The organism is Streptomyces sp. NPDC052109, assembly GCF_040680195.1.
In the GTDB taxonomy this organism is placed as follows: domain Bacteria; phylum Actinomycetota; class Actinomycetes; order Streptomycetales; family Streptomycetaceae; genus Streptomyces.
The window spans coordinates 472622-496252 of record NZ_JBFAWF010000002.1 but is presented as its reverse complement, the minus strand read 5'-3'; the positions used below and the strand labels follow the sequence as shown (position 1 = coordinate 496252).

At 71.6% G+C, this 23631-nt stretch carries 20 protein-coding genes, 1 pseudogene and 1 riboswitch; of the genes and pseudogenes, 10 read left to right on the top strand and 11 right to left on the bottom strand.

Annotated features, from left to right (window positions below; all coding sequences use genetic code 11):
* Nucleotides 1-183 precede the first annotated feature (183 nt).
* Nucleotides 184-2160: a DNA helicase RecQ gene (gene recQ / locus AB0L59_RS07865; RefSeq protein ID WP_365580566.1), complete on the top strand. Its 1977-nt coding sequence runs from the start codon at nucleotides 184-186 to the stop codon at nucleotides 2158-2160.
* A gap of 43 nt (nucleotides 2161-2203) precedes the next feature.
* Here the strand turns inward: recQ and AB0L59_RS07860 are convergent, their stop codons facing one another.
* The 4 genes and pseudogenes from AB0L59_RS07860 to fahA form a co-directional block, all read right to left on the bottom strand.
* The gene (locus tag AB0L59_RS07860; protein ID WP_365580563.1) at nucleotides 2204-2335 is read right to left on the bottom strand and encodes a hypothetical protein; all 132 of its coding nucleotides are present in this window, start codon (nucleotides 2333-2335) and stop codon (nucleotides 2204-2206) included.
* A gap of 127 nt (nucleotides 2336-2462) precedes the next feature.
* Nucleotides 2463-2765: pseudogene (locus AB0L59_RS07855) on the bottom strand (oxidoreductase); the annotation flags it as partial.
* Between the two features lie 19 nt (nucleotides 2766-2784).
* Nucleotides 2785-3723, bottom strand: a complete 939-nt coding sequence (locus AB0L59_RS07850; protein WP_365580560.1) for a M56 family metallopeptidase — start codon at nucleotides 3721-3723, stop codon at nucleotides 2785-2787.
* Between the two features lie 481 nt (nucleotides 3724-4204).
* Complete coding sequence (fahA, locus tag AB0L59_RS07845) at nucleotides 4205-5422, bottom strand: fumarylacetoacetase (RefSeq protein WP_365580558.1); 1218 nt, start codon at nucleotides 5420-5422, stop codon at nucleotides 4205-4207.
* Nucleotides 5423-5727: 305 nt separating this feature from the next.
* Between fahA and AB0L59_RS07840 the strand changes: the two genes are divergently transcribed.
* The 3 genes from AB0L59_RS07840 to AB0L59_RS07830 all read left to right on the top strand — a co-directional run bounded on the left by AB0L59_RS07840 (nucleotide 5728) and on the right by AB0L59_RS07830 (nucleotide 9158).
* Nucleotides 5728-6972 carry an ATP-grasp domain-containing protein gene (locus AB0L59_RS07840; protein ID WP_365580961.1) on the top strand — a complete coding sequence of 415 codons (1245 nt, stop codon included), beginning with the start codon at nucleotides 5728-5730 and terminating at the stop codon, nucleotides 6970-6972.
* A gap of 46 nt (nucleotides 6973-7018) precedes the next feature.
* Entirely contained in the window at nucleotides 7019-8221 is a 1203-nt protein-coding gene (locus tag AB0L59_RS07835) for an FAD-dependent oxidoreductase (RefSeq protein WP_365580555.1), read from the top strand.
* Between the two features lie 124 nt (nucleotides 8222-8345).
* Nucleotides 8346-9158, top strand: a complete 813-nt coding sequence (locus AB0L59_RS07830) for an HAD family hydrolase (protein ID WP_365580552.1) — start codon at nucleotides 8346-8348, stop codon at nucleotides 9156-9158.
* Between the two features lie 166 nt (nucleotides 9159-9324).
* On the opposite strand, the gene AB0L59_RS07825 is transcribed toward AB0L59_RS07830, so the two are convergent.
* Nucleotides 9325-9816 carry a transglycosylase SLT domain-containing protein gene (locus tag AB0L59_RS07825; protein WP_365580550.1) on the bottom strand — a complete coding sequence of 164 codons (492 nt, stop codon included), beginning with the start codon at nucleotides 9814-9816 and terminating at the stop codon, nucleotides 9325-9327.
* A 3-nt stretch (nucleotides 9817-9819) separates the two neighbouring features.
* Nucleotides 9820-9995, bottom strand: a riboswitch (cyclic di-AMP (ydaO/yuaA leader).
* A gap of 624 nt (nucleotides 9996-10619) precedes the next feature.
* Here AB0L59_RS07825 and AB0L59_RS07820 point away from each other — a divergent pair.
* The 4 genes from AB0L59_RS07820 (at nucleotide 10620) to AB0L59_RS07805 (ending at nucleotide 15248) form a co-directional block, all read left to right on the top strand.
* The gene (locus tag AB0L59_RS07820) at nucleotides 10620-11630 is read left to right on the top strand and encodes a polyprenyl synthetase family protein (RefSeq protein ID WP_365580548.1); all 1011 of its coding nucleotides are present in this window, start codon (nucleotides 10620-10622) and stop codon (nucleotides 11628-11630) included.
* A 459-nt stretch (nucleotides 11631-12089) separates the two neighbouring features.
* A complete protein-coding gene (locus AB0L59_RS07815; RefSeq protein ID WP_365580546.1) occupies nucleotides 12090-13286 on the top strand; it encodes a DUF2092 domain-containing protein in 1197 nt (398 codons plus the stop codon).
* Nucleotides 13287-13363: 77 nt separating this feature from the next.
* Nucleotides 13364-14362 (top strand): ABC transporter ATP-binding protein, encoded by a 999-nt coding sequence (locus AB0L59_RS07810; RefSeq protein WP_365580543.1) that lies wholly within the window; start codon nucleotides 13364-13366, stop codon nucleotides 14360-14362.
* The gene (locus AB0L59_RS07805) at nucleotides 14349-15248 is read left to right on the top strand and encodes an ABC transporter permease (protein WP_365580540.1); all 900 of its coding nucleotides are present in this window, start codon (nucleotides 14349-14351) and stop codon (nucleotides 15246-15248) included. The genes AB0L59_RS07810 and AB0L59_RS07805 overlap by 14 nt, the downstream gene beginning before the upstream one ends.
* 3 nt (nucleotides 15249-15251) lie before the next feature.
* Here AB0L59_RS07805 and AB0L59_RS07800 read toward each other — a convergent pair whose 3' ends face one another.
* A complete protein-coding gene (locus AB0L59_RS07800) occupies nucleotides 15252-15845 on the bottom strand; it encodes an NAD(P)H-dependent oxidoreductase (protein WP_365580537.1) in 594 nt (197 codons plus the stop codon).
* A 215-nt stretch (nucleotides 15846-16060) separates the two neighbouring features.
* Between AB0L59_RS07800 and AB0L59_RS07795 the strand changes: the two genes are divergently transcribed.
* Nucleotides 16061-17227, top strand: a complete 1167-nt coding sequence (locus tag AB0L59_RS07795; RefSeq protein WP_365580535.1) for a hypothetical protein — start codon at nucleotides 16061-16063, stop codon at nucleotides 17225-17227.
* A 95-nt stretch (nucleotides 17228-17322) separates the two neighbouring features.
* Here AB0L59_RS07795 and AB0L59_RS07790 read toward each other — a convergent pair whose 3' ends face one another.
* The 3 genes from AB0L59_RS07790 to AB0L59_RS07780 form a co-directional block, all read right to left on the bottom strand.
* Entirely contained in the window at nucleotides 17323-17802 is a 480-nt protein-coding gene (locus tag AB0L59_RS07790) for a VOC family protein (RefSeq protein ID WP_365580533.1), read from the bottom strand.
* Nucleotides 17803-17970: 168 nt separating this feature from the next.
* Nucleotides 17971-19008, bottom strand: coding sequence for an EamA family transporter RarD (rarD, locus tag AB0L59_RS07785; RefSeq protein ID WP_365580531.1), 1038 nt, complete (start codon nucleotides 19006-19008; stop codon nucleotides 17971-17973).
* A gap of 127 nt (nucleotides 19009-19135) precedes the next feature.
* Entirely contained in the window at nucleotides 19136-19990 is an 855-nt protein-coding gene (locus tag AB0L59_RS07780; protein WP_365580529.1) for an SDR family oxidoreductase, read from the bottom strand.
* A 91-nt stretch (nucleotides 19991-20081) separates the two neighbouring features.
* Here AB0L59_RS07780 and AB0L59_RS07775 point away from each other — a divergent pair, with 91 nt between their 5' ends.
* Complete coding sequence (locus tag AB0L59_RS07775; RefSeq protein ID WP_365580526.1) at nucleotides 20082-20510, top strand: helix-turn-helix domain-containing protein; 429 nt, start codon at nucleotides 20082-20084, stop codon at nucleotides 20508-20510.
* A gap of 21 nt (nucleotides 20511-20531) precedes the next feature.
* Here AB0L59_RS07775 and AB0L59_RS07770 read toward each other — a convergent pair whose 3' ends face one another.
* Both AB0L59_RS07770 and AB0L59_RS07765 read right to left on the bottom strand, forming a co-directional pair.
* Nucleotides 20532-21593, bottom strand: a complete 1062-nt coding sequence (locus tag AB0L59_RS07770; RefSeq protein WP_365580524.1) for a 2-oxoacid:ferredoxin oxidoreductase subunit beta — start codon at nucleotides 21591-21593, stop codon at nucleotides 20532-20534.
* Complete coding sequence (locus AB0L59_RS07765; RefSeq protein ID WP_365580521.1) at nucleotides 21586-23514, bottom strand: 2-oxoacid:acceptor oxidoreductase subunit alpha; 1929 nt, start codon at nucleotides 23512-23514, stop codon at nucleotides 21586-21588. The genes AB0L59_RS07770 and AB0L59_RS07765 overlap by 8 nt, the downstream gene beginning before the upstream one ends.
* Nucleotides 23515-23631: the final 117 nt, after the last annotated feature.

Sequence of the window (23631 nt, the reverse complement as noted above, 5' to 3'; positions counted from 1 at the left end):
AGGCCGCTGCCCGGCACCCGTCATGAAAGGGGCCGGGCAGCGGCCTGACTGCGTCAGGTCACTCTCCGGTCACCCACGAGAACGGGCTGAGCCTGTGGATAACTCCGAGGCTGTCGGTCCGGACCCCTATCGTGGAGGCAGTGGTCGAGGAACGACACGCGGGGGACCGACGGGGGACAGGCAATGGGTGCGACAGGCGGGATCAGCGAGATGCCACAGGTGACCGAGGGGCCGGGCGCGGCCGACAGCGAGGCGCTGGCCACGCTGCACCGGGTCTTCGGATACGACGCCTTCCGGGGCGAGCAGGACGCGATCATCGAGCATGTGGTGACGGGCGGCGACGCCGTCGTCCTCATGCCGACCGGCGGCGGCAAGTCGCTGTGCTACCAGATCCCGGCCCTGGTCAGACCGGGTACGGGCGTGGTGATCTCGCCGCTGATCGCGCTCATGCAGGACCAGGTGGACGCCCTGCGCGCCCTCGGCGTGCGGGCCGGTTTCATCAACTCCACGCAGGACTTCGACGAGCGGCGCGTGGTCGAGGCCGAGTTCCTGGCCGGCGAGCTGGACCTGCTGTATCTCGCGCCCGAGCGCCTGCGCCTGGAGACGACGCTCGATCTGCTGTCCCGTGGCAAGATCTCCGTCTTCGCGATCGACGAGGCGCACTGCGTGTCCCAGTGGGGCCACGACTTCCGCCCCGACTACCTCGCCCTGTCCCTCCTCGGCGACCGCTGGCCGGACGTACCGCGGATCGCCCTCACGGCCACGGCCACCCGCGCCACCCACGAGGAGATCACCCAGCGGCTGAAGCTGCCGACGGCCCGCCATTTCGTCGCCAGCTTCGACCGGCCCAACATCCAGTACCGGATCGTGCCCAAGTCCGACCCCAGGAAGCAGCTGCTCGCCTTCCTCCGTGAGGAGCACGCGGGGGACGCCGGCATCGTGTACTGCCTGTCGCGCAACTCGGTGGAGCGGACGGCGGAGTTCCTGACCGCCAACGGCATCGACGCGGTGCCGTACCACGCGGGTCTGGACGCGGGCACACGCGCGACGCACCAGTCTCGGTTCCTGCGCGAGGACGGCCTCGTCGTGGTGGCGACCATCGCCTTCGGCATGGGTATCGACAAGCCGGACGTACGGTTCGTCGCCCACCTGGACCTGCCCAAGTCCATCGAGGGCTACTACCAGGAGACGGGCCGCGCGGGCCGTGACGGGCTGCCGTCCACGGCTTGGATGGCGTACGGCCTGAACGACGTCATACAGCAGCGCAAGCTGATCCAGTCCGGCGAGGGCGACGAGGCGTTCCGCCGCCGGGCTGCCGCCCACCTCGACGCCATGCTCGCCCTGTGCGAGACGGCCCGGTGCCGCCGCGGCCAGCTGCTCGCCTACTTCGGCCAGGACCCCGCCACGGCGGCCTGCGGCAACTGTGACACCTGCCTCACCCCGCCGGAGACGTGGGACGGCACGATCGCCGCGCAGAAGGTGCTGTCGACGGTCGTGCGGCTGCAGCGGGAGCGCGGGCAGAAATTCGGCGCGGTGCAGATCGTGGACATCCTGCTCGGCAAGCGCACCGCGAAGGTCATCCAGTTCGACCACGACCAGCTGTCCGTCTTCGGCATCGGACAGGACCTCGCCGAGGCCGAGTGGCGGGGTGTCGTCCGGCAGCTGCTGGCCCAGGGGCTGCTCGCGGTCGAGGGTGAGTACGGCACGCTGGTGCTCACCGAGGCGAGTGGCTCCGTCCTGCGGCGGGAGCGGGAGGTGCCGCTGCGCAAGGAGCCGAAGAAACCGGCCGCCTCCCGGTCCCGGTCGGCCGGCGGCTCCGGCGGCAAGACCAAGGCTGCCGTGGCCGAGCTGCCCGACGAACTGCTGCCCGCCTTCGAGGCGCTGCGCGCGTGGCGCGCCGAACAGGCCCGTGAGCAGGGCGTGCCGGCGTACGTCATCTTCCACGACGCCACCCTCCGGGAGATCGTCAGCCGCCGGCCCGGTTCGGTGCGTGAGCTCGGCACGGTGAGCGGCGTCGGCGAGAAGAAGCTGGCGACGTACGGCGAGGGCGTGCTGGCCGCGCTGGCCTCCCTGGACGGGCCTGCCCCGGCCGTCGACGCCACACCGGACGCCGACTGGCCGGAGCCGGACGAGGAGCCGGAGCCCGACGACTGGATGTAGGCGGCGGGCCACGACGGACCGGTCCAGGCGATGCGGGGGATCGTCACAGTCCCGGAGACCGCGCCGCGTAGGCCCTGACGTCGGCGTCCGAGTCGGCCGTGGCCGTGGCGAGGGCCGCGCGTGCCTCCAGCCCGGCCCGGTGCCGGGCCAGGGCCGGCACCCCCGCCTTGCGCACGTCGGCGTTCGCGTCGGCCGGCGCCTTGGCCCGCGCGGGGACGACAACACCCCTGCGTAGGCCGTGGACTGGGCGGCGTCCGCGCCCGCCCGGGTCGCCGAGGACGAAGGCGCCGATCCTGTGGCCGGATCGACTCCAGCGTGGAAGACCGACTCTTCGGGAGATGGCTGAGCCTGAGCTGGACCGGGCAGCGGTCGCTGGCGACCTAGGTGGCGAACTCGGCCCTCATGTGTCCCGACCACTAGTCGGAGTCCACGAAGCGCTCGCCGTGCCCGTCGACCTGATAGCCGCTGAAGGGGGTGGCGACGTAGGCGCGGGCCGGTCCGTTGTAGTCCCTGATCAGCAGGTTGGTCTGGAAGCGCTCGATGCCGGTCGGCTCGGCGCACGCGTGGTAGGCCGTGGCGTACTCGTCGCCGGCGTTGGTCGGATCCGCCACCCGGGCGCAGGCGTCAGGACAGTGCCGTGAGTCCTGGTGCGAACGTGATCAGCAGCGGGAGCAGCGGCACCAGGGCGGCCACGGTCGTCGTCAGCGCCCGGTGCCGGCGCAGCAGCCGCGGCGGCGGCTCCAGCAGCCGGTCCACGCGTTCGCCGAGGAGGCGCTTGCTGGAGTCGCAGGACAGGACGCCCCGGTGCTGGTTCAGTTCGATCAGCGCGAGGGCCGTGGTGAGGTGCCCGCAGCGCCGGGACGCCGCGTCGTCGGCGGCCAGTTCGACCAGGCGGTGCGTCTGGTCGCAGAAGTGTGCGAACAGCGGCACGCGCGGGAAGCCGGTGGCGAGCGCGGTGGACAGGTGCAGCAGCCAGTCGTGGTGGGCGCGCGCGTGACCGCGTTCGTGGGTGAGGACGGCGTCCAACTGGTGGTCGGTGAGACGGTGCAGTGCGCCGGTGGTGACGACCAGCTGGGGCGGGTGCCCCGGCATCCACCAGGCGTCCGGGTACTCGTCCTCCAGTACCAGCATCGGGCCGCGCGCCGCCGGCAGTCCGGCCGGCAGGTCGGGGGCGCGCTCCCGCAGCTGGGCGCGGGCCAGGTCACGGCTGCGGCGGGCCTCGACGAGTTCCCGGGCCAGCATCGCCGTCGTCCACGCGGCCCCGCAGGCCAGCAGCACGGTGACGGCGGCGGCCCAGACGGGCGTGGCGGAGAGGTCGTAGGCGGCGGTGACGGAGGGCGGCGCGGGGGCGAACACGCGATCGCGGACGGTGTGGAAGACGGCCGCCGTGCCCAGGACCAGTGCGGCCATGCAGCACAGCAGGACGGTGGCGACCAGGCACTGCCACACCCACAGCGCGACCACCGGTTCTCGCTCGGGCCAGGCGGCACGGGTCAGCGCGCGCGGCGCCGGCAGGGCGGCCGTCAGGGCGACGACGCTCAGCAGGAGCAGGCAGACGGTCATGCCGGGGCTCCGGTTCCTGGTCGGAGAGTTGTGCGGTGTGCCGGGTGGTGCGGGGCGATGCGCCGAGGGGCGCGCCGCGTGGTGCGTGTCCGCCCAGTATGACGGTGCGGGGCGGTGAGAGTCAGGTCTCGGCGGTGATCCGTCCTGCGGCCCTGCACGTCCGGCTCGGCCGGCGACCGGGAGGGGAGGCGTTGCGTGTCCCGGTCCCGGAACGCGGGCCGAACCGCCCCCGGCAAGTCGTCCTATCCGGATCCCCAGGTCACTGCCCAGGTCACGAAGCCCCGGGTCCGGTCGCCGAGTTCTTGCCGGGTCCGGATCAGGGACGCCGTCTCCGGTTCGCGAGGTGGCGCGGACCTGCTCGCAGGGCGGGACGGCCCGGCCGTGTCGACCCACACGGCGACGCCACGCGCTCCGGCACGGCCCTCCCCGCCCCCGGCTCACCTGTCCTGGCGCGCCCCGCCTCCGGCACTCCAGCCCCGGCTCACCCCGCCACGACTCGTCCGCTGACCTCGCCCAGTGCGACACGGCTTCCGTCCGGGCCGGGGGCCCAGGCCGACAGGGTCACCACGTCTCCGTCCTCCAGGAAGGTCCGCTTGCCGTCGGGGAGTTCGAGGGGGTCGCGGCCGTTCCAGGTCAGCTCCAGCAGGGAGCCTCGCCGGCGCTCCTCGGGGCCGCTGACCGTGCCCGAGCCGTACAGGTCTCCGGTGCGCAGCGAGGCGCCGTTCACCGTCATGTGGGCGAGCTGCTGGGCCGCGGTCCAGTACATGGTCGAAAACGGTGGCTCGGACACCACGTGGCCGTTGATCGCGACGGAGATCCGCAGGTCGTAGCCGCCGGGCTCGATGCCGGGCGCCGAGTCGTCCAGATAGGGCAGCAGCGGGTGCGTGCGCTCCGGAGGTGCCACGCGCGCGTGCTCCAGCGCGTCGAGCGGGGTGATCCACGCCGACACCGAGGTGGCGAAGGACTTGCCGAGGAACGGGCCGAGGGGAACGTACTCCCAGGCCTGGATGTCCCGCGCGGACCAGTCGTTCAGCAGGCACAGCCCGAAGACGTGGTCGCGGAAGTCGGCCAGTGCGACCGGGGTGCCCAGCGTGGACGGCGCGCCCACGACGAAGCCGACCTCGGCCTCGATGTCCAGCCGGATCGACGGTCCGAAGACGGGTGCCGGGTCGGCGGGCGCCTTGCGCTGCCCGGACGGCCGTACGACGTCCGTGCCGGAGACGACCACCGTGCCGGAGCGGCCGTGGTAACCGATCGGGAGATGCTTCCAGTTGGGGGTGAGGGAGTCCACGGCGTCCGGGCGGAAGATCTGGCCGACGTTGCGAGCGTGGTTCTCCGAGGCGTAGAAGTCGACATAGTCCGCCACCTCGAAGGGCAGGTGCAGGGTCACCTCGGACAGGGGACTGAACAGCGGTTCCAGCGTCTCGCGGTGCCCGGGGTCCGTGACCCAGGCCGTGATCGCGCGCCGTACCTCCGACCAGGCCGGGCGGCCCGCGGCCAGCAGCGTGTTGAGGGTGGGCCGCGCGAGCAGCGAGTGGTGCGGCGAGCCGAGGGCGGCGGCCGCGGCGCCCGCGTCGAGGACGTGGTCCCCGAGTCGGACCCCCACCCTCCGCTCCGTGCTGCCGGACGGCGAGAACACACCGTAGGGAAGGTTGTGCGGGCCGAAGGGGTCGCCCTCGGGGACGTCGAAGGGGGGCATGGGGTGCTGCCTCACTCTCATCCGGGCCGTGCATGGCGCTCGTTCCATGTGGTCGCGCCACACGTTACGGCCGTGATGCCTGTCTTGGGCAGTGCCTCCGGCGGCACCCCGAGGGGTGTCCGAAACGTGTGTGTCAAAGAAGCTTCGAAAGGTTGCTCGCACCCTGTCTAAAGAGTTCGCAATGTCCGAATAGGCCTTGTCGGAGGCGGCAATTCCGGCTTAGCGTCCTTTGGGGACACGGACGGGGTGGGTCCGTTCCATTGGGGGGACACGTGGGGGGACCCGTGGCCGGAGACACCGTCGGTGTGCCGTTCGAGGCGGACCGGGACGTACCAGGACTGATCGTCAAGTTCGGCGACTATCCGCTGCACCACGGCGGCGTCGGAGCGATCCGCAGCCTGGGCCGGCTCGGCGTGCCCATGTACGCCATCACCGAGGACGCGTACACGCCCGCGGCCTCCTCGCGTTATCTGAAGAAGGCCTTCGTGTGGCCGACGACCGGTGCGGAGGACCCGGGCCACCTGGTCGAGGGCCTGCTGCGGATCGGCCGCCGCATCGGCCGCCCCACCCTCCTCGTCCCGACCGACGAGGAGGCCGCCGTACTGATCGCCGAGCACCAGGACGAGCTGGCCGGATCCTTTCTCTTTCCGCGCGTCGATCCCGCGCTGCCGCGCCGCCTGGCCAGCAAAAAAGGCCTCTACGAACTGTGCGTGGAGCACGACATAGCGGCCCCCGCGTCGGCGTTCCCGGAGTCGTACGAGGACATCGTCGCCTTCGCCGACACGGCCCGCTTCCCGGTGGTGGCCAAGAACCGTGAGGCCTTCGTCCGGCGCGAACGGCCCGCCGTCAACGGCACCACGAGGATCGCCACCCGGGAGGGCCTGCTCATCCTCGCGCGCGACTGGGGGGCGCGGCCGGGCGTGATCCTCCAGGAGTACCTGCCGCGCGAGGACGCCGAGGACTGGATCGTGCACGCCTGCTTCGACCAGGACGCGAGCCCGCTCGCGCTGTTCACCGGCGTCAAGGTCCGCTCGTGGCCGCCGCACGCCGGCATGACGGCGAACGCGTACGTCGTCGACAACCCGGAACTCACCGACCTCGCCGCGCGTTTCATCAAACAGATCGGCTACAGCGGCATCATCGACCTCGACCTGCGCTTCGACCGGCGCGACGGACAGTACAAGCTCCTCGACTTCAACCCACGCATGGGCGCCCAGTTCCGGCTCTTCGAGAACGAGTCGGGCGTGGACGTCGTACGCGCCATGCATCTGAACCTGACCGGCCGCCCCGTTCCGGAGGGGGAACAGCGCGCCGGCCACCGCTACATCGTGGAGAACATCGACCTGCCCGCCCTCCTCGCCTACCGCCGCAGCGGCTATACGACGCCGCACGCGCCGGCCAGGGCGAGCGGGACGGAGCTGGCCTGGCTCGCGGGTGACGACCCGCTGCCGTTCCTCACGATGCTCGCCCGCTTCGTGCGCCCGGGCGCGAAGCACCTCTACCGGCTGTGGCGGACCAACCGCCGCGGCAGCAGCACTTCCACGAAGTAGGCAAGGCCACCACGGGGTGGCGCACCATGTCCTGGGGAGGGACTTCGTGACTCGACCGGTTGCAGTCATCGGGGCCGGGCCGTTCGGCCTGTCCACCGCCGCCCATCTGCGGGCGCGCGGCATCCCCGTCCGCGTCTTCGGTGACCCCATGGTCAGCTGGCGCGACCACATGCCCGAGGGCATGCTCCTGAAGTCGACGCCCGCCGCCTCGAATTTCGACTGCCCGCAGCCCGGCCACACCCTCGCCGACTACTGCGAAGCGGCCGGGATCCGCCGCCTGGTGACCGACGAGGACATCATCCCGGTGGACACCTTCATCGCCTACGGCGAGTGGTTCCAGCAGAAGCTGGTGCCCGAGCTGGAGCGGGTGCGGGTCGTCTCCGTCGACCGCGACAAGAGCGGCGGCTTCGAACTGAAGCTGGACTCCGGGGAGATGTTCACCGCGCGTGCCGTCGTCGTCGCCACCGGACTGTCGGGCCTGGCGCACCTGCCGGCGGAGCTCGCGGGGGCCGCGGCCGACGGGCCGGCGCCCACGGGCCCGGTCTCGCACAGCTCCCAGCATCACGACCTGAGCCGGTTCGCCGGCAAGGAGCTGATCGTGATCGGCGCCGGCCAGTCCGCACTGGAGACGGCGGCGCTCGCCGCCGAGGCGGGGGCACGCGTGCGTGTGGTCGCACGTGGCCGCGGCCGGGTCGCCTTCGGCGCCCCGCCCTGGAACCAGCCGAAGCTGCGCCCCGAGTCCCCCTTCGGCAACGCCTGGTCGCTGTGGGCGCTCAGCTACTACCCGCATCCCTACCGCTATCTGCCCGAGTCCACCCGTCACTACCTGGTCCGCCGCGTGCTCGGACCGCTCGGTGCCTGGTGGCTGCGCGAGCGCTTCGAGAGCGCCGTGCAGGTGCAGGACGTCGACCGGGTCATGGCCACCGAGGCGCCGGACGGCAGCCCCGTCCTCACCGTCCGCACGCACGGCGGGCAAACGGAGCGGCTCACCGCCGACCACGTCATCGCCGCCACCGGCTACCGCGTCGACATCGCGGCGATGGACTTCCTCGGCCACGAACTGCGCACCCGGCTCGCGGTGAGCCGCGGGACGCCGAAGCTCGGGCCCGGCTGTGTCTCGTCCGTCCCCGGTCTGTACTTCACCGGCCTGCCGGCCGCGTCGTCGTACGGCCCGGTGATGCGCTTCGTCTGCGGTACGGAGTTCGCCTCCCCGCGCCTGGCGAGGCACCTGGCGGCGGCCCACGGCTGAGCGGTGCCGGGGTGTCCGGCACCACCATCAGCGGTCGGGCGAGGGCCACTTGGGGTGGATCAGTACGTAAGTGCGCAGGACGGCAAGGTGAGTCGGCGGGGCGTGGGATCCGTATTCTCTGATCATGGCAGTCTCCCCCGCATATTCACTGATCGCCACCGACCTGGACGGAACGCTGCTGCGTGGCGACGACACGGTCTCCGACCGGTCGCTCGCCGCGCTCGCGCGGGGGGTGCGGGCCGGTGCCCGGCATCTGGTGGTGACGGGCCGCCCGGCCCCGCGGGTACGGCCCCTCCTCGAGCTCCTCGGCTGCACGGGGCTCGCGGTGTGCGGGCAGGGCGCGCAGGTCTACGACGCCGCGGCCGGCCGGCTGCTGTGGTCGGTCCGGCTGGACCGGGAGCTGGCCGAGACCGCGCTCGGCAAGATCGAGGCGGAGGTGGGGCAGGTCTACGCCGCCGTCGACCAGGACGGCGTCGACGGGCTCACGCTCATCGAGCCCGGCTATCTGATGCCGCACCCGACCCTGCCCGCGGTGCGGGTCGGCCGGCGCGACGACCTGTGGTGCGCGCCGATCAGCAAGGTGCTGTTGCGGCATGGCACCTTGACCGACGACGAGTTGGCCGCCGTGGCGCGTTCGGTGGTGGGATCGCTCGCGACGGTCACCATGTCAGGGCCGGGGACCGTGGAGCTCCAGCCGTCCGGAGTGACCAAGGCGACCGGTCTCGCGCTGGCCGCCGAGCGGCTCGGCATCGCCGCGGCAAGGGCCCTGGCGTTCGGCGACATGCCCAACGACATCCCGATGTTCGAGTGGGCAGGACGGGGGGTCGCCATGTCCAACGCGCACCCGGAACTGAAGGCGGTGGCCGATGAGATCACGCTGTCGAACGAGCGCGACGGCATCGCCGTCGTCCTCGAAAGACTGTTCCCGACCGACTGACCGGCACATCAGTACGCGGCCGGCGTACGGGCCCGGCGCACGCGGGCGGCCGGTGGATGCGCGGCGGCCCCGTGGATGCGCGGCGGCCGTCCGGCACGGCCCCGTCCGTCAGGTGCGGGTACGTGCCGGACGGCCGATGTCGTGCCGGTCCGCGGGAGTGGGACGGTCAGTACGCGCTGTGGACGTTGTCGATCGAGCCGTACCGGGCGGCGGCGTAGTTGCAGGCCGCGGTGATGTTGGCGACCGGGTCGTAGGGGTCGAACGCGGTGCCGGCCACGTGGTAGGTGTTGAAGGTCGGGTCGATCACCTGGAGCAGACCCTTGGACGGGATGCCCGCGGCGGCGTTGGAGTCCCAGAGGTTGATGGCCTTCGGGTTGCCGGAGGACTCCCGCATGACGTTGCGGTAAATGCCGTTGTAGGTGCCCGGGATGCCCTTCTGGGCCATGATCGCGAGCGACTCGCGGATCCAGCCGTCCAGGTTGTTCTGGTACCCGGCGGTCGTGGTGGAGGCCGTCGTGGTGCTCGTGGTGGTGGCCGCGGAGGCGCCGGTGGCGCCGAAGAGCGGCAGGGCGAGGACGGCGGCACCCGTGCCGGCGACGGCGAGGGCGCGGACGAGGCGGTTGTTCCGGGTACGGCGGTACTGAGCGGCAGCAGACATGGGAAGTCCTCTCCGTCGCCTGCGAGGTGAGCTGTCGGGTTCGGGCGGGGAGGTGCCCGGCCGCGCCCGAGGGCGCGGCTTCACCCCTAGCCGTTCCGGTGCGACGTGTGTCGTCCGGCCCGGCGACTTACCTGGGTCCCCCGCTCCTGCCGTACGAATGAGTTCGTCGATGGGTCACACAGGCGGCGGCAGGATTCGGCGTCCGCCTGGCTGGCCCGGAACGTATGCGAGAGCACATGTCGGGAACAAGTCCCGGATGAGCGCAACGCACTATTTGACCTTGATATGCGCCGTATGGGGTGCTTGATCCTTTGCGGTTGCCAATCCTCAACTCCCCGACGGGGTATGGGTGGAGTAAAGGCGGAGACGTGACCTGGGGGTTCGTGATCTCGACAGCCGACGTGACCCAACTCACGAAATAGCAAAGCAGTTCAAATCGGACATAGGGGATTTGGGTGGATCGAGTGGGCGGTGGAACCCGTGACGCGGCCCCGGTCGTTGTCGTAGTGGTCGGGGCGGTCGCCGCGTGGTGCATGATCGTCGCGGCGTGGAGGGAGGTGCAGGCGTTACTCCGCTCGCTCCCCGATTCGCGACAAAGCGTGCGGGGTCCTGTTAAGTCGATAAATGTCCGCTCTTACCACTTGATCAAAAACATACCGGTCATGATCCGATACCGCCCAGGCTGGACCGGTGGGCGCTATCGGTGATCGAAACAGGACCGGATACGCTGACTTGAGTGATGGCAGCGACCTATCGACAAACCGTGTAATCGCCAGCAGACACCAGCAGACAGGAGACCCCTCGTGACCGTCGTCGGGCCGTTCGGGCTGAGCGTGCGGGACCAGGCTCTGGAAGCCGATGTCCAGGCCGGATTGGCGGCTGTCGAGGAAGGCTTGCTCGAGGCCACCAAGAGCGAGGTCCCGTTCATCACCGGGGCCGCGCAGCACCTCGTGCGAGCCGGCGGGAAGCGGTTCCGGCCGCTGCTCGTGATGCTCGCGGCCCAGTTCGGCGACCCCTACGCGCCGGGCGTCGTGCCGTCGGCCGTGGTGGTGGAGCTGACTCACCTGGCCACGCTGTACCACGACGACGTCATGGACGAGGCCGCCGTGCGGCGCGGCGTCGACAGCGCCAACACTCGCTGGGGCAACTCCGTCGCGGTCCTCACCGGCGACTTCCTCTTCGCCCGCGCCTCCCAGATCCTCGCCGACCTCGGCCCCGAGGCGGTCCGGGTGCAGGCCCTCGCGTTCGAGCGGCTGGTCACGGGCCAGATCCTGGAGACCGCCGGCCCCTCGGACGGCCGTGACCCCGTCGAGCACTACCTGGACGTGCTCGGCGGCAAGACCGGCTCGCTGGTGGCCGTGTCCTGCCGGTTCGGCGCGATGATGTCCGGCGCCGACGAGACGGTCGTCGACGTGCTCACCCAGTACGGCGAGCGGCTCGGGGTCGCCTTCCAGCTCGCCGACGACGTCCTGGACATCGCCTCCGACTCCCACGAGTCCGGCAAGACCCCGGGCACGGACCTGCGCGAGGGCATCCCGACCTTGCCGGTGCTCCGGCTGCGCGAGCGGGCCGCCCGGCTGGGGCTGCCCGAGGACATCGCCCTGTGCGAGCTGCTCGACTCCGACCTCAGCGACGATGCCCGGCACGCCGAGGCGCTGTCCGCGCTGCGCGCCCACCCCGCGCTGGAGCGGGCCCGCCGGGACACCGTCCGGTACGCGGAGGAGGCCCGGGCTGCGCTGGCGCCGCTGCGGGAGTGCGGCGCCAAGGCGGCCCTGATGGAGCTGTGCGACGCGGTGGTGCACCGCGCCGGCTGACGCCGGACCGACCGTGGCGTCCGCGGTCCACAGGACCGCACCGGCCCGTGCCCGGACGGCCCGCGCGAGTCCGTGCCCGGCCGGCCCGTGCGAGTCCGTGCCCGGACGGCCATGCGGGACCCATGCCCGGACGGCCATGCGGCCGACCGTCGGCCGGACGCCGGCGGGCCGCACCCACCCGGGGCGGCGCACCCCGGCGCGGCCGGCCGTACGGCCTGTGCGCCCCCTTCCGGCAACATCCGTTCCGGTGAGACCCTTACGGGTCGGGGGAGCCGCCACCCCTACGTGTCATACCGCAGGCGTACACGGAGTTGGCTCCGAGGTCTGACGCTTCCTCACCGCCGATTTGGTGAGATGGAAGCCACGGAAATCACCACTCCTCACCGATTCGGGTGAGAATGGCGGCTCTGGTGGACCAACGTGAGGACAGCCGCCGCCGACGACGGAGGTAAGGCACACATGGCACCGTACGAATCCGACGACACAGTGGACGCCGCGCGGGACGAGACCCCGCACGCCGGACGCCGCAAGGCCGCCCGCTACGCGGTGCCGGTCGCGGTGGTGGGGGTGGCGGCTGCCACCATCGGTCTGGTCCCGGCGCTCGCCGCATCCGGTGACCCCGACCTGCCGAGGATCACCGCACAGCAGCTCATCGACAAGATCGCCAAGTCGGACGTCCAGCAGCTCTCCGGCACCGTCCGGATCAGCACCGACCTCGGTCTGCCCAACCTGGGCGGCCTGGAGAACAGCCTGGCCTCCGGCGCCGCCAAGGGCTCCGGCGACGGCTCCTCCGCCGACCCGCAGTCCAAGCTCACCTCGCTGGTCTCGGGCACACACACCCTGCGCGTCGCCGCCGACGGCCCCGAGAGGCAGAAGCTGTCGCTGCTGGAGAGCGGCTCCGAGTACAGCCTCATCCACAACGGCAAGGACGAGTGGGGCTACGACAGCAAGAGCAACGAGGTGTACCACGGCACCTCGGCCGACTCGGGCAAGGACCACGGGGCTGAGCCCCCGGCCACGCCGAAGGACTTCGCCGACCAGGCCCTGAAGTCGGTGGACGACACCACGTCCGTCACCGTCGACGGCACCGAGCGGGTCGCCGGCCGGGACGCCTACAAGCTGCTGGTCAAGCCCAGGCAGTCCGGCACCACGGTCGGCGCGATCAGCATCGCCGTGGACGCGAAGACGGGCATGCCGCTGAAGTTCACGCTGACGCCGAAGAGCGGCGGCGCCGCCGTCCTCGACGCCGGCTTCACCCAGGTCTCCTTCGCCCGGCCGGCCGCCTCCACCTTCGAGTTCACCGCGCCCAAGGGCGCGAAGGTGACGGAGCAGAAGAAGGACGCCACGGCACGCCAGGAGCAGAGGCCCGGCATGGGCTTCGCCGGGGACCACGGCAAGGGCACCGTCCTCGGCAAGGGCTGGACGTCCGTCGCCACCTTCGACACCGGTGCCAAGGGCGGCCTGCCGACCGGCTCCCGGGGCGGTGACCTCGGCGGCTTCCTGGGCTCGCTCGGCGACAAGGTCACCGGCAAGTTCGGCAAGGGCACGGTCTTCTCCACCCGCCTGGTCAACGCCCTCGTCACCGACGACGGCAGGGTCTACGTCGGCGCGGTGACCAAGGACGCCCTGGTGAAGGCGGCGGACACCGGAAAGTGATCCTGTCCGGGCACTACGGGCCGTGATCGTGCGTTGACCCTTCAGGCGGTGCTGATCGAGGGGACGAGGGGGAACCGATGGACGAACGGTCCGCCACGGAGCGGGAGGCGGGGGACGGGGAGCAGCATGCCCCGGGCGGGGCGGAGACGGCCGTCATCGTCACCCGCGGCCTCACCAAGCGCTACCGCGGCGGACAGCCGGCCGTGGACGGTCTCGACCTGACCGTCCCGGCGGGCAGCGTCTTCGGCTTCCTCGGCCCGAACGGCTCGGGCAAGACCACCACCATCCGCATGCTGATGGGCCTGATCGAACCGACGGCGGGCACGGCCCGCGTGCTGGGCCGCCCGATGCCGCGGGCGACCCGCGCCGTCCTCCCGCAGGTCGGCGCGCTCATCGAGGGCCCGGCCCTGTACGGCTTCCTCTCCGGCCGGGACAACCTGCTGCGTTACGACGCCGCCGACCCGACCGCCGACCCGCGCACCCGCCGCGCCCGCGTCGCCACCTCACTGGAGCGGGTGGGGCTCGCGGCCGCGGCGGGCAAGAAGGCGAAGGCGTACTCGCTCGGTATGAAGCAGCGCCTGGGCCTGGCCGCCGCGCTGCTCCAGCCGCGCCGGCTGCTCGTCCTGGACGAGCCCACCAACGGCCTCGACCCGCAGGGCATGCGCGAGATCCGCACCCTGATCCGGGAGCTGGCCGCCGACGGCACCACCGTCTTCCTCTCCTCCCACCTCCTGGACGAGATCGAGCAGGTCTGCACCCACGCGGCGGTCATGGCGCGGGGCCGGCTGGTCACCCAGGGCGCGGTGGCCGACCTGGCCGCCGGGGCGCGGGGCCGGCTGGTGGTGACCACCCCGGATCCGACCGAGGCGGCCCGGGTGCTGAAGGAACAGGGCGTCGGGGACGTCACGGCCGACGGCGACCGGGTCACCGGCGAACCGCCCGCGCGGGACCTCGCCGAGGTGAACGCGGCCCTGGTCGCAGCCGGGGTCCGGGTCAGAGGGTTCACGGTCGAACGGGCCTCGCTGGAGGACGCCTTCGTGGCGCTGACCGGGGAGGGCTTCGATGTCGCGGGCTGAGACGGTTCCCGGATCCGAGACGGTCCCCGTGACCGTCGTACGCCGGACGAGCCCCTTGTGGACGTTCGGGCTCCTGCGCAGCGAGCTGGTCACGACGGTCCGCCGCTGGCGCACGCTCGCCCTGCTCGGGGTGCTGGCCGCGGTGCCTGTGCTGGTCGGGATCGCGGTGAAGATCCAGACGCGGGGCGGCGGGACGGCGGACCACAGCGGCCAGGGCCCGGCGTTCATCACGCAGATCACCAACAACGGCCTGTTCCTGGTGTTCACGGCGCTCGCCGCGACGCTGCCGTTCTTCCTGCCGATGGCCGTCGGCGTCGTCGCGGGAGACGCGATCGCGGGCGAGGCCGGTGCGGGCACCCTGCGCTATCTGCTGGTCGTCCCGGCGGGCCGCACCCGGCTGCTGCTCACCAAGTACACGACCGTGGTGGCCTTCTGCGTGCTGGCCACCCTGGTCGTGGCCGTCTCGGCGCTGATCGTCGGCGCCCTGCTCTTCCCGCTCGGCGACCTCACGACGATATCCGGCACCCGGATCAGCTTCACCGACGGCCTCGGCCGGGCCCTTTTGATAGCCCTGGTGGTCGCCGCCTCACTGGTCGGTGTGGCGGCGCTCGGCCTGTTCGTGTCGACCCTCACGGGCAGCGGCATCGCGGCCATGGCGACCACCGTCGGCCTGGTCATCACCGTTCAGATCCTCGACCAGATACCCCAGTTGCACGCGCTCCAGCCGTACTTCTTCTCGCACTACTGGCTGTCCTTCGCCGACCTGATGCGCGATCCCGTGTACTGGGACGACCTGGTGAAGAACCTCGGGCTCCAGGCGCTGTACGCGGCCGTGTTCGGCTCGGCGGCCTGGGCGCGGTTCACGACGAAGGACATCACCGCCTAGGACCTAGCCGGCAGCCGTCCGGTGCGGGAAGCGCGCGAGGGGCGCGTCCTGCGCGAAGAACGTCTTGGCGCGTGCCAGCGCGTCGGTGTCCTTCAGTACGTCGCCGGGCGCGCTGCCGTTGCCGAGCAGCACCCCACCGAAACGCATCCCCATGTAGGCGGCCGAGTTGTTGAGGGTGCCGGAGTAGGGGTCGGCGACCGACGGCTCGTCGTCGGCGAGCGCGGCGATGCCCCAGAGCGTGCGGCCGGCCAGGGTCGCCTTGAAGTCGAGGCCGGGGGTGCGCAGCCAGCCCGACCAGTGGTCCAGGTAGCGCTTGGTGAGGCTGGACACCGAGTACCAGTACAGCGGGGAGGCGATCACGATGTCGGTGGCGGCCAGGGTGGCGTCCAGCAGCAGACCGGTGGCGCTGTCCGTCGCCGGGCGTACGTGGTCGGCGTCGTGCCGCAGGTCCGTGAAGTCGGGAAGCGGGTGTTCGGCCAGGCGGATCCAGCACTGTTCGACCTCACCGGGCAGCTGTTCGGCCGCGGCACGTGCCAGCAGTTCGGTGTTGCCCTCGGCGCGGGCGCTGCCCAGGACGAAGAGGAAACGTCGGTTCATGGGTCCCCCAGGGGCGTGCTGTCGCACTAACGATACAGACATGTGCATCTTATGCACATGCAAGCAATTTTGGCCAGGGCGGGCCGGAAGTGCGCCAAGGGGGCGGCTGGTGCGAGGCTGTGACGCGGCGGTGACGCGGAAGCCGAAGCGAGCCGACACACTGGTGGGCAGGACGCGTACGACCGGATCGCGACGCCGGGGGAGTGAGGAAACCGATGTCTCGACTCAGCTTCGAGAAGAAGCGGGCGCAGCAGCCCGCGGCGCATCCGGCGGTGGTACCGGTCCGGGTGTTCGGCGCGGGAGGCGCGTCGGTGGGCGGGACGTCGGTGGTGGCGGCGCCGGGCGAGGAGATCCAACAGGCCGTTCTCAACCACCTCCAGCGTCTGGCCATCAGCCTCGGCGCCCCCATACGCGCCACGATCCACGACGACCGCGCGGGCTGCGTGGTTCCCCTCGAGGTCGCGGCGGACGGCTCCAGCCGGGTCACGGGGGAGCCGGTACGGGTGGCTCCGCCGGAGAAGCCGGCTGCGGCGGGCGTGGGTTCGCCGGTCAAGCCGGGCGAGGCGGTTGTGGGTCCGCCGGTGTGTGCGGCCGCGCCGGAGGGCGGGAACGAGGCGCCTTCGCCGGAGCGTGCCGAGATCCTGGCCTCCGCCGAGCAGCCGGCACCCCTGCCGGCCCGAGCCGACCAGCCGGTTGCGCTGCCGGCCGGGACGGCGCAGGCGCCGACGGGACGGTTCGGCCCCGCGCCGCTCATGTCGGTCACGGAGGCCCCCGCGCTCGTCGTGGACGTCCCGGATCCCGAGGCCGCCCCCACGGGCTCCGTCCCGGCCACCACCGCCACCCCGACCCCCGCCCGGGGCTTCGACGCCGTCGCCGAGGAAGTGCTCGGGGACGGCCCCGTGACCGAGACCGCGGAGGGGGCCGAGCTGCTCACCGAGCCGATGACGCGGATCAACGAGGCCGTGCGCGACGGCCGTATCGAGGAGGCGGCGGAACTCGCCGGCCGTACGGTCACCGAGGCGACCACCGTGCTGGGCCCGGCCCATGCCGAGGTCCTGCACCTGCGCGAACTGTCCGCCTACATCGCGTACTTGGCGGGCGACCCGGTCCGCGCCCTCACGCTGTCCCTGGACCTCGCCCGACTGCGCCGGCAGGCGCGGGACGCCGAGGCCGCCTACGGCAACGTGCAGAGCGCGGCGACCGCGTGGCGTGCGGTCCGTGATCCCGAGGAGGGCCTGCGGCTTGGCCGCGCCCTCATCGAGCTCTGGACGGACCTCAGCGGCGAGCCGGGTCCCGCCGCCGACGACCCGGCCCCCCTGGAGTCCGCCCGCGCCCGCATGCTCCGCCTGGCCGACCGCGCGGCCCGCGCCGCACGGGCCTGACGGCCGACGCCGTCCAGGCCGCCGCAAGGCGCGGGATCCGGCAGCTCCGGTGCAGATGGCACTGCGCGGCGGCCCGGTGCACGCAGAACATCGGGCTAGTGCACGCAGAACTCGTTGCCCTCCGGGTCCGCCATCACCACCCACTCGCCCGAGGGTTCCTTCACCTCGGCCAGGACCCGCGCGCCCAGCGCCCGAAGACGCGCCACCTCGTCCCCGCGCCGCCCCTGGCCGGGGTGCAGATCGAGATGGAGCCGGTTCTTCACGGTCTTCGGCTCGGGTACGCGCTGGAACAGCAGCCGGCGTCCGAGCCCGGTGCCGGTCTCGGGGTCGTACGGGTCGCCGGGGTGCCGTACGGCGATCAGGTCACGGAAGGCGGGGCGGCCGTGGTACTCGACGGTGGCCGCGCCGGGCAGCGCGCCCACGGACAGCAGCCGTTCGATCAGGGCGCTGTTGTCCTCGGCCGTGTAGTGCAGCGCGGCGGCCCAGAAGTCGGCCTGGGTGTGCGGGTCGACCGCGTCGACGACGAGCTTCCAGTGCAGCGGGGCGGGCGTGGGGCCGGGTGTCTGGGTGGTCATGGTGACCACTTATAGCCGCGGGCACGGGCCGGAAGGACCGCTTCCGTCCCGGCACTCCCTCGCGCCGCCACCGGTGCGGTCACTCTCGCGCCGCCGCCTCTGCGGCGCGTCGTGCCGTCGCCGGCGTCGACCCGGAACCGGGCCCCGGAATCCCGGTGATGCGCGCGGTCACGGCCGCGCGGACTCGGCCGAGGGCTCGGCCGCGGCCTCCGGGCCGGGCGCCGAGGCCACGCTCTCCGTGTGCCGTACGGCCCTGACCGTGCCGGACGGCACGGTGGTGGCCGCCACGCCGGCCTGTCCGGCGAGGGTACGGGCGGTCCGGCGCGCGGAGCGCAGCGCGTCCCCGGTGAGCAGCATCAGCGCCAGCCAGACCAGCGCGAACCCGGCCCAGCGCTCCGGTGGCATGGCCTCGTGGAAGTACAGGATGCCGAGCAGGAACTGGAAGACGGGCGCCAGGTACTGCAGCAGGCCCAGCGTGGACAGCGGCACGCGGATCGCCGCCGCGCCGAAGCAGACCAACGGGATCGCGGTGACGAGCCCGGTGGACGCGAGCAGGGCCGCGTGCCCGGCGCCGTCGTTCACGAAGCCCGCCTCGCCGTGCGCGCCGATCCACAACAGATAGCCGAGTGCCGGCAGGAACTGGATCGCGGTCTCGGCGGCCAGTGACTCCAGGCCGCCGAGGGCGACCTTCTTCTTGACCAGGCCGTAGGTGGCGAAGGAGAAGGCGAGGACGAGCGAGATCCACGGCGGACGGCCGTAACCGACGGTCAGGACGACGACCGCCGCGAGGCCGGTGGCGACCGCCGCCCACTGCACGGGGCGCAGCCGCTCCTTCAGCAGCAGCACGCCCATCGCGATGGTCACCAGGGGGTTGATGAAGTACCCGAGGGAGGCCTCGACCACATGGCCGGAGTTCACGGCCCAGATGTAGACGCCCCAGTTCACGGTGATGACGGTGGCGGCCACCGTGATCAGCCCGAGCCGGCGCGGCTGGCGCAGCAGCTGTCCCGCCCAGGCCCAGCGCCGTACGAAGAGCAGGGCGACGGCGACGACGAGCAGGGACCACACCATGCGATGGGCGAGGATCTCCAGCGCCCCTGCGGGCTTCAGCAGGGGCCAGAAAAGTGGCACCAGACCCCACATACCGTAGGCGGCGAAACCGTTCAGCAGGCCTATCCGGTGCTCACCCTTGGACTTCCCGGCCACGGGCCCCCTCCTTCTCACATCAGGCACGCGAGAACGAAGGTAGCGCCGAGCACCCGCGCCTGTCATGGGTGTATCGGCATACGGTCATGACAGGCGGGGGAGGGGGCGGCTGGGCCTCTTCTGCGGCTCAGCCCTTGAGGGCGGCGGCGATCGCCTCCGACAGCGGCGTGGTCGGGCGGCCGGTCAGGCGGGACAGGTCGCCGGAGGAGACCACCAGCTCCCCCTTCTCGATCGAGGCGTCCACGCCGGCCAGGATCGCGGCCAGCGGCCCCGGCAGCCCGGCGCCGGTCAGGATGCCGGCGAGGGCCTCGACGGAGACGGCGTTGTAGGTGATCTCCTTGCCGGTCTGCCGGCTCAGCTCGGCCGCGTACTCGGCGAAGCCCCACGCCTCGTCACCGCCCAGCTCGTACGTCGTGTTCTCGTGACCCTCGCCGGTCAGCACCGCGACAGCGGCGGCGGCGTAGTCGGCACGGGCGGCCGAGGAGATCCGGCCGTCGCCCGCGGCCTGGACGACCGCGTTGTGCTCCAGTGCCGGGGCCAGGTTCTCGGTGTAGTTCTCGTGGTACCAGCCGTTGCGCAGCAGGGTGTACGGCAGGCCGGAGGCGAGCAGCGCCTCCTCCGTTGCCCGGTGGTCGTCCGCCAGCGCGGCCGTGAGGCTGCCGGGGGCGCTCGTGTACGCGAGCAGTGCCACGCCCGCGGCCCTGGCGGCGTCGATGACGACCTTGTGCTGCTGCACCCGGCCCTTGTCGAACTCGTTGCCGGAGATCAGCAGCACCTTGTCGCCGGCGGCGAACAGGCCGTCGAAGGTCTCGGGCGTGTTGTAGTCGGCGACGGCCAGCTTCACCCCGCGGGCCGCGAAGTCGGCGGCCTTCCGCTCGTCCCGCACGACGGCGGTGATCTGCTCCGCCGGAACCTTCTCCAGCAGCTGCTCCACGACGTGCCGGCCGAGGTGTCCGGTGGCTCCGGTGACGACGATGCTCATGGTGGGGAACTCCTTCTGCGGTGGGTATGCCACTCACCCTAGGAGGTGCACTAACTCATCGAAAGTACCCACTTTGAAGTAAGGTACTGACATGGCAGTAAGTCAGAAGCAGCTCGTGGACGCCGAGGCGCTGTGCCCCTACCGGCTCGTCCTGGAGCACGTCACCAGCCGCTGGGGCGTCCTCGTCCTGATCGAGCTCCTGGAGCGGCCGTACCGGTTCAGTGAGCTGCGCCGGGCGATCAGCCGCTTCGGGGGGCGGGGCGTCAGCGAGAAGATGCTCACCCAGACCCTGCAGACCCTGGAGCGTGACGGCCTGGTCCACCGGGACGCCAGGCCGGTCATCCCGCCCCGCGTCGACTACTCCCTCACCGGCCTCGGCCGCGAGGCCGCGGAGCAGGTACGGGCACTGGCCCGGTGGACCCACGACCGCATGGGCGAGGTGGAGCAGGCCCGGCAGGCCTACGACGAGAGGCGCCGGGCACACGACGAGGCCCGGGAGAACCGGTCCCGGGCCTCGTGAACGGCTGAAACGGCGGTCGGCTCAGCCGACGACCGTCCAGGTGTCCCCGCCGGCCAGCAGTGCGGCCAGGTCGCCCTTGCCCTTCTGCTCGATCGCGGTGTCCAGCTGCTCGGCCATGGCCGTGTCGTAGACCGGCCGTTCGACGGAGCGGAAGACACCGATGGGCGTCCGGCGCAGGGTGTCGGGGTCGGCGAGCCGGGAGAGCGCGAACGCGGTCGTCGGGGACGCGGCGTGGGCGTCGTGGACCAGGATGTCCGCCTCGTTGTCCGCCGTCACGGTGACCACCTCGAGGTCGCCGGTGGCCCGGTCGCGCACGACACCGCGCTCGTTGTCGGCGCCGAAGCGGATCGGCTGTCCGTGTTCGAGGCGGATCAGCGCCTCCTGGGCCTGCTGCCTGTCCTTCAGGGCGTCGAAGGCGCCGTCGTTGAAGATGTTGCAGTTCTGGTAGATCTCGATCAGGGCCGTGCCCGGGTGGTCGGCCGCCTGGCGCAGCACCTCGGTCAGGTGCTTGCGGTCGGAGTCGATCGTCCGGGCCACGAAGGACGCCTCCGCGCCGATCGCCAGCGAGACCGGGTTGAACGGGGCGTCGAGCGATCCCATCGGCGTCGATTTGGTGATCTTGCCGAGTTCGGAAGTGGGGCTGTACTGGCCCTTCGTCAGGCCGTAGATCCGGTTGTTGAACAGCAGGATCTTGAGGTTGACGTTCCGGCGCAGGGCGTGGATGAGGTGGTTGCCGCCGATCGACAGCGCGTCTCCGTCACCCGTGACCACCCACACGCTCAGGTCGCGGCGCGAGGTCGCCAGGCCGGTGGCGATGGCGGGGGCGCGGCCGTGGATGGAGTGCATCCCGTAGGTGTTCATGTAGTACGGGAAGCGGGAGGAGCAGCCGATGCCGGAGACGAAGACGATGTTCTCCCTGGCCAGCCCCAGCTCGGGCATGAAGCCCTGCACGGCGGCGAGGATCGCGTAGTCACCGCAGCCCGGGCACCAGCGCACCTCCTGGTCCGACTTGAAGTCCTTCATCGACTGCTTGGCCTCGGCCTTGGGGACCAGCTGCAGCAGCCCGTCGGTGGCGTCAGTCATCGATGGCCTCCTTCAGCGCCGCGGCGAGCTGTTCCGCCTTGAACGGCATGCCGTTGACCTGGTTGTAGGAGTGGGCGTCGACCAGGTACTTCGCCCGGATCAGGGTGGCGAGCTGCCCGAGGTTCATCTCGGGGACGACCACCTTGTCGTACTGCGCGAGCACGCTTGCGAGGTTGCGCGGGAAGGGGTTGAGGTGGCGCAGATGGGCCTGCGCGATCGACTCGCCGGCGCGGCGCAGCCGCCGTACCGCCGCCGTGATCGGGCCGTACGTCGAGCCCCAGCCCAGCACCAGCGTCTTCGCGCCGTGCGGGTCGTCGACCTCGACGTCCGGCACCTCGATCCCGTCGATCTTGGCCTGCCGGGTGCGGACCATGAGGTCGTGGTTGGCCGGGTCGTACGAGATGTTGCCCGTGCCGTCCTGCTTCTCGATGCCACCGATGCGGTGCTCCAGGCCCGGGGTGCCCGGAATCGCCCACGGCCGGGCGAGGGTCTGCGGATCCCGCTTGTACGGCCAGAAGACCTCGGTGCCGTCGGCAAGGGTGTGGTTCGGTCCGGAGGCGAACCGCACACGCAGGTCGGGCAGTTCGTCCAGGTCCGGGATCCGCCACGGCTCGGAGCCGTTGGCCAGGTAGCCGTCGGACAGCAGCATGACCGGCGTCCGGTACGTCAGCGCGATCCGGGCCGCCTCCAGGGCCGCGTCGAAGCAGTCCGCCGGGGTCATCGGCGCGACGATCGGCACGGGCGCCTCGCCGTTGCGGCCGAACATCGCCTGCAGCAGGTCGGCCTGCTCGGTCTTGGTCGGCAGACCCGTGGACGGGCCGCCGCGCTGGATGTCGACGACCAGCAGCGGCAGCTCCAGCGAGACCGCGAGCCCGATCGTCTCGCTCTTGAGCGCGACCCCGGGACCGGAGGTGGTCGTCACCGCGAGCGAGCCGCCGAAGGCCGCGCCCAGCGCCGCGCCGATGCCCGCGATCTCGTCCTCGGCCTGGAAGGTGCGCACGCCGAAGTTCTTGTGCTTGCTCAGCTCGTGCAGGATGTCCGAGGCCGGGGTGATCGGGTACGAGCCGAGGAACAGCGGCAGGTCCGCCTGCTGCGAGGCCGTGACCAGGCCGTACGCCAGGGCGAGGTTGCCGGAGATGTTGCGGTAGGTGCCGACCGGGAAGGCCTTGGCGGCCGGCGCGACCTCGTAGGAGACCGCGAAGTCCTCCGTCGTCTCGCCGAAGTTCCAGCCCGCCCGGAACGCGGCGATGTTCGCCGCCATGATCTGAGGCTTCTTCGCGAACTTCGACTTCAGGAACTTCTCGGTGCCCTCGGTCGGCCGGTGGTACATCCAGCTCAGCAGGCCCAGCGCGAACATGTTCTTGCTGCGCTCGGCCTCCTTGCGGGAGAGGTCGAACTCCTTCAGCGCCTCCACCGTGAGCGTGGTGAGCGGCACGGGGTGCAGGTTGTAGCCGTCCAGCGAGCCGTCCTCCAGCGGGGAGGCGTCGTAGCCGACCTTCTGCAGGGCGCGCTTGGTGAACTCGTCCGTGTTGACGATGATCTCGGCGCCGCGCGGCAGATCGCCGATGTTCGCCTTCAGCGCGGCCGGGTTCATCGCAACCAGGACGTTCGGCGCGTCGCCCGGGGTCAGGATGTCGTGGTCGGCGAAGTGCAGCTGGAAGCTGGAGACGCCGGGCAGGGTGCCGGCGGGGGCGCGGATCTCGGCGGGGAAGTTCGGGAGAGTGGAGAGGTCGTTGCCGAAGGAAGCGGTCTCCGAGGTGAACCGGTCACCGGTGAGCTGCATACCGTCACCCGAGTCCCCCGCGAACCGGATGATCACCCGGTCCAGGCGCCGCACGTCCTTCGCGTCACCCGGTTGGCGCTGCTCTCCCACGACGTTCGCGTCGGCCTGCTCCGCTGGGCTACTGACCTGGCTGGTCACTGAACTGGACCTCCTTCGAGGCGGCTGTCCGGGGCGTGGTCGGCCCACCGACCATCCCAGGATCAACCCTACGTCGGTTAGGGTCGCCTTCCCGAGGCGATCCACAGATTGGACGAT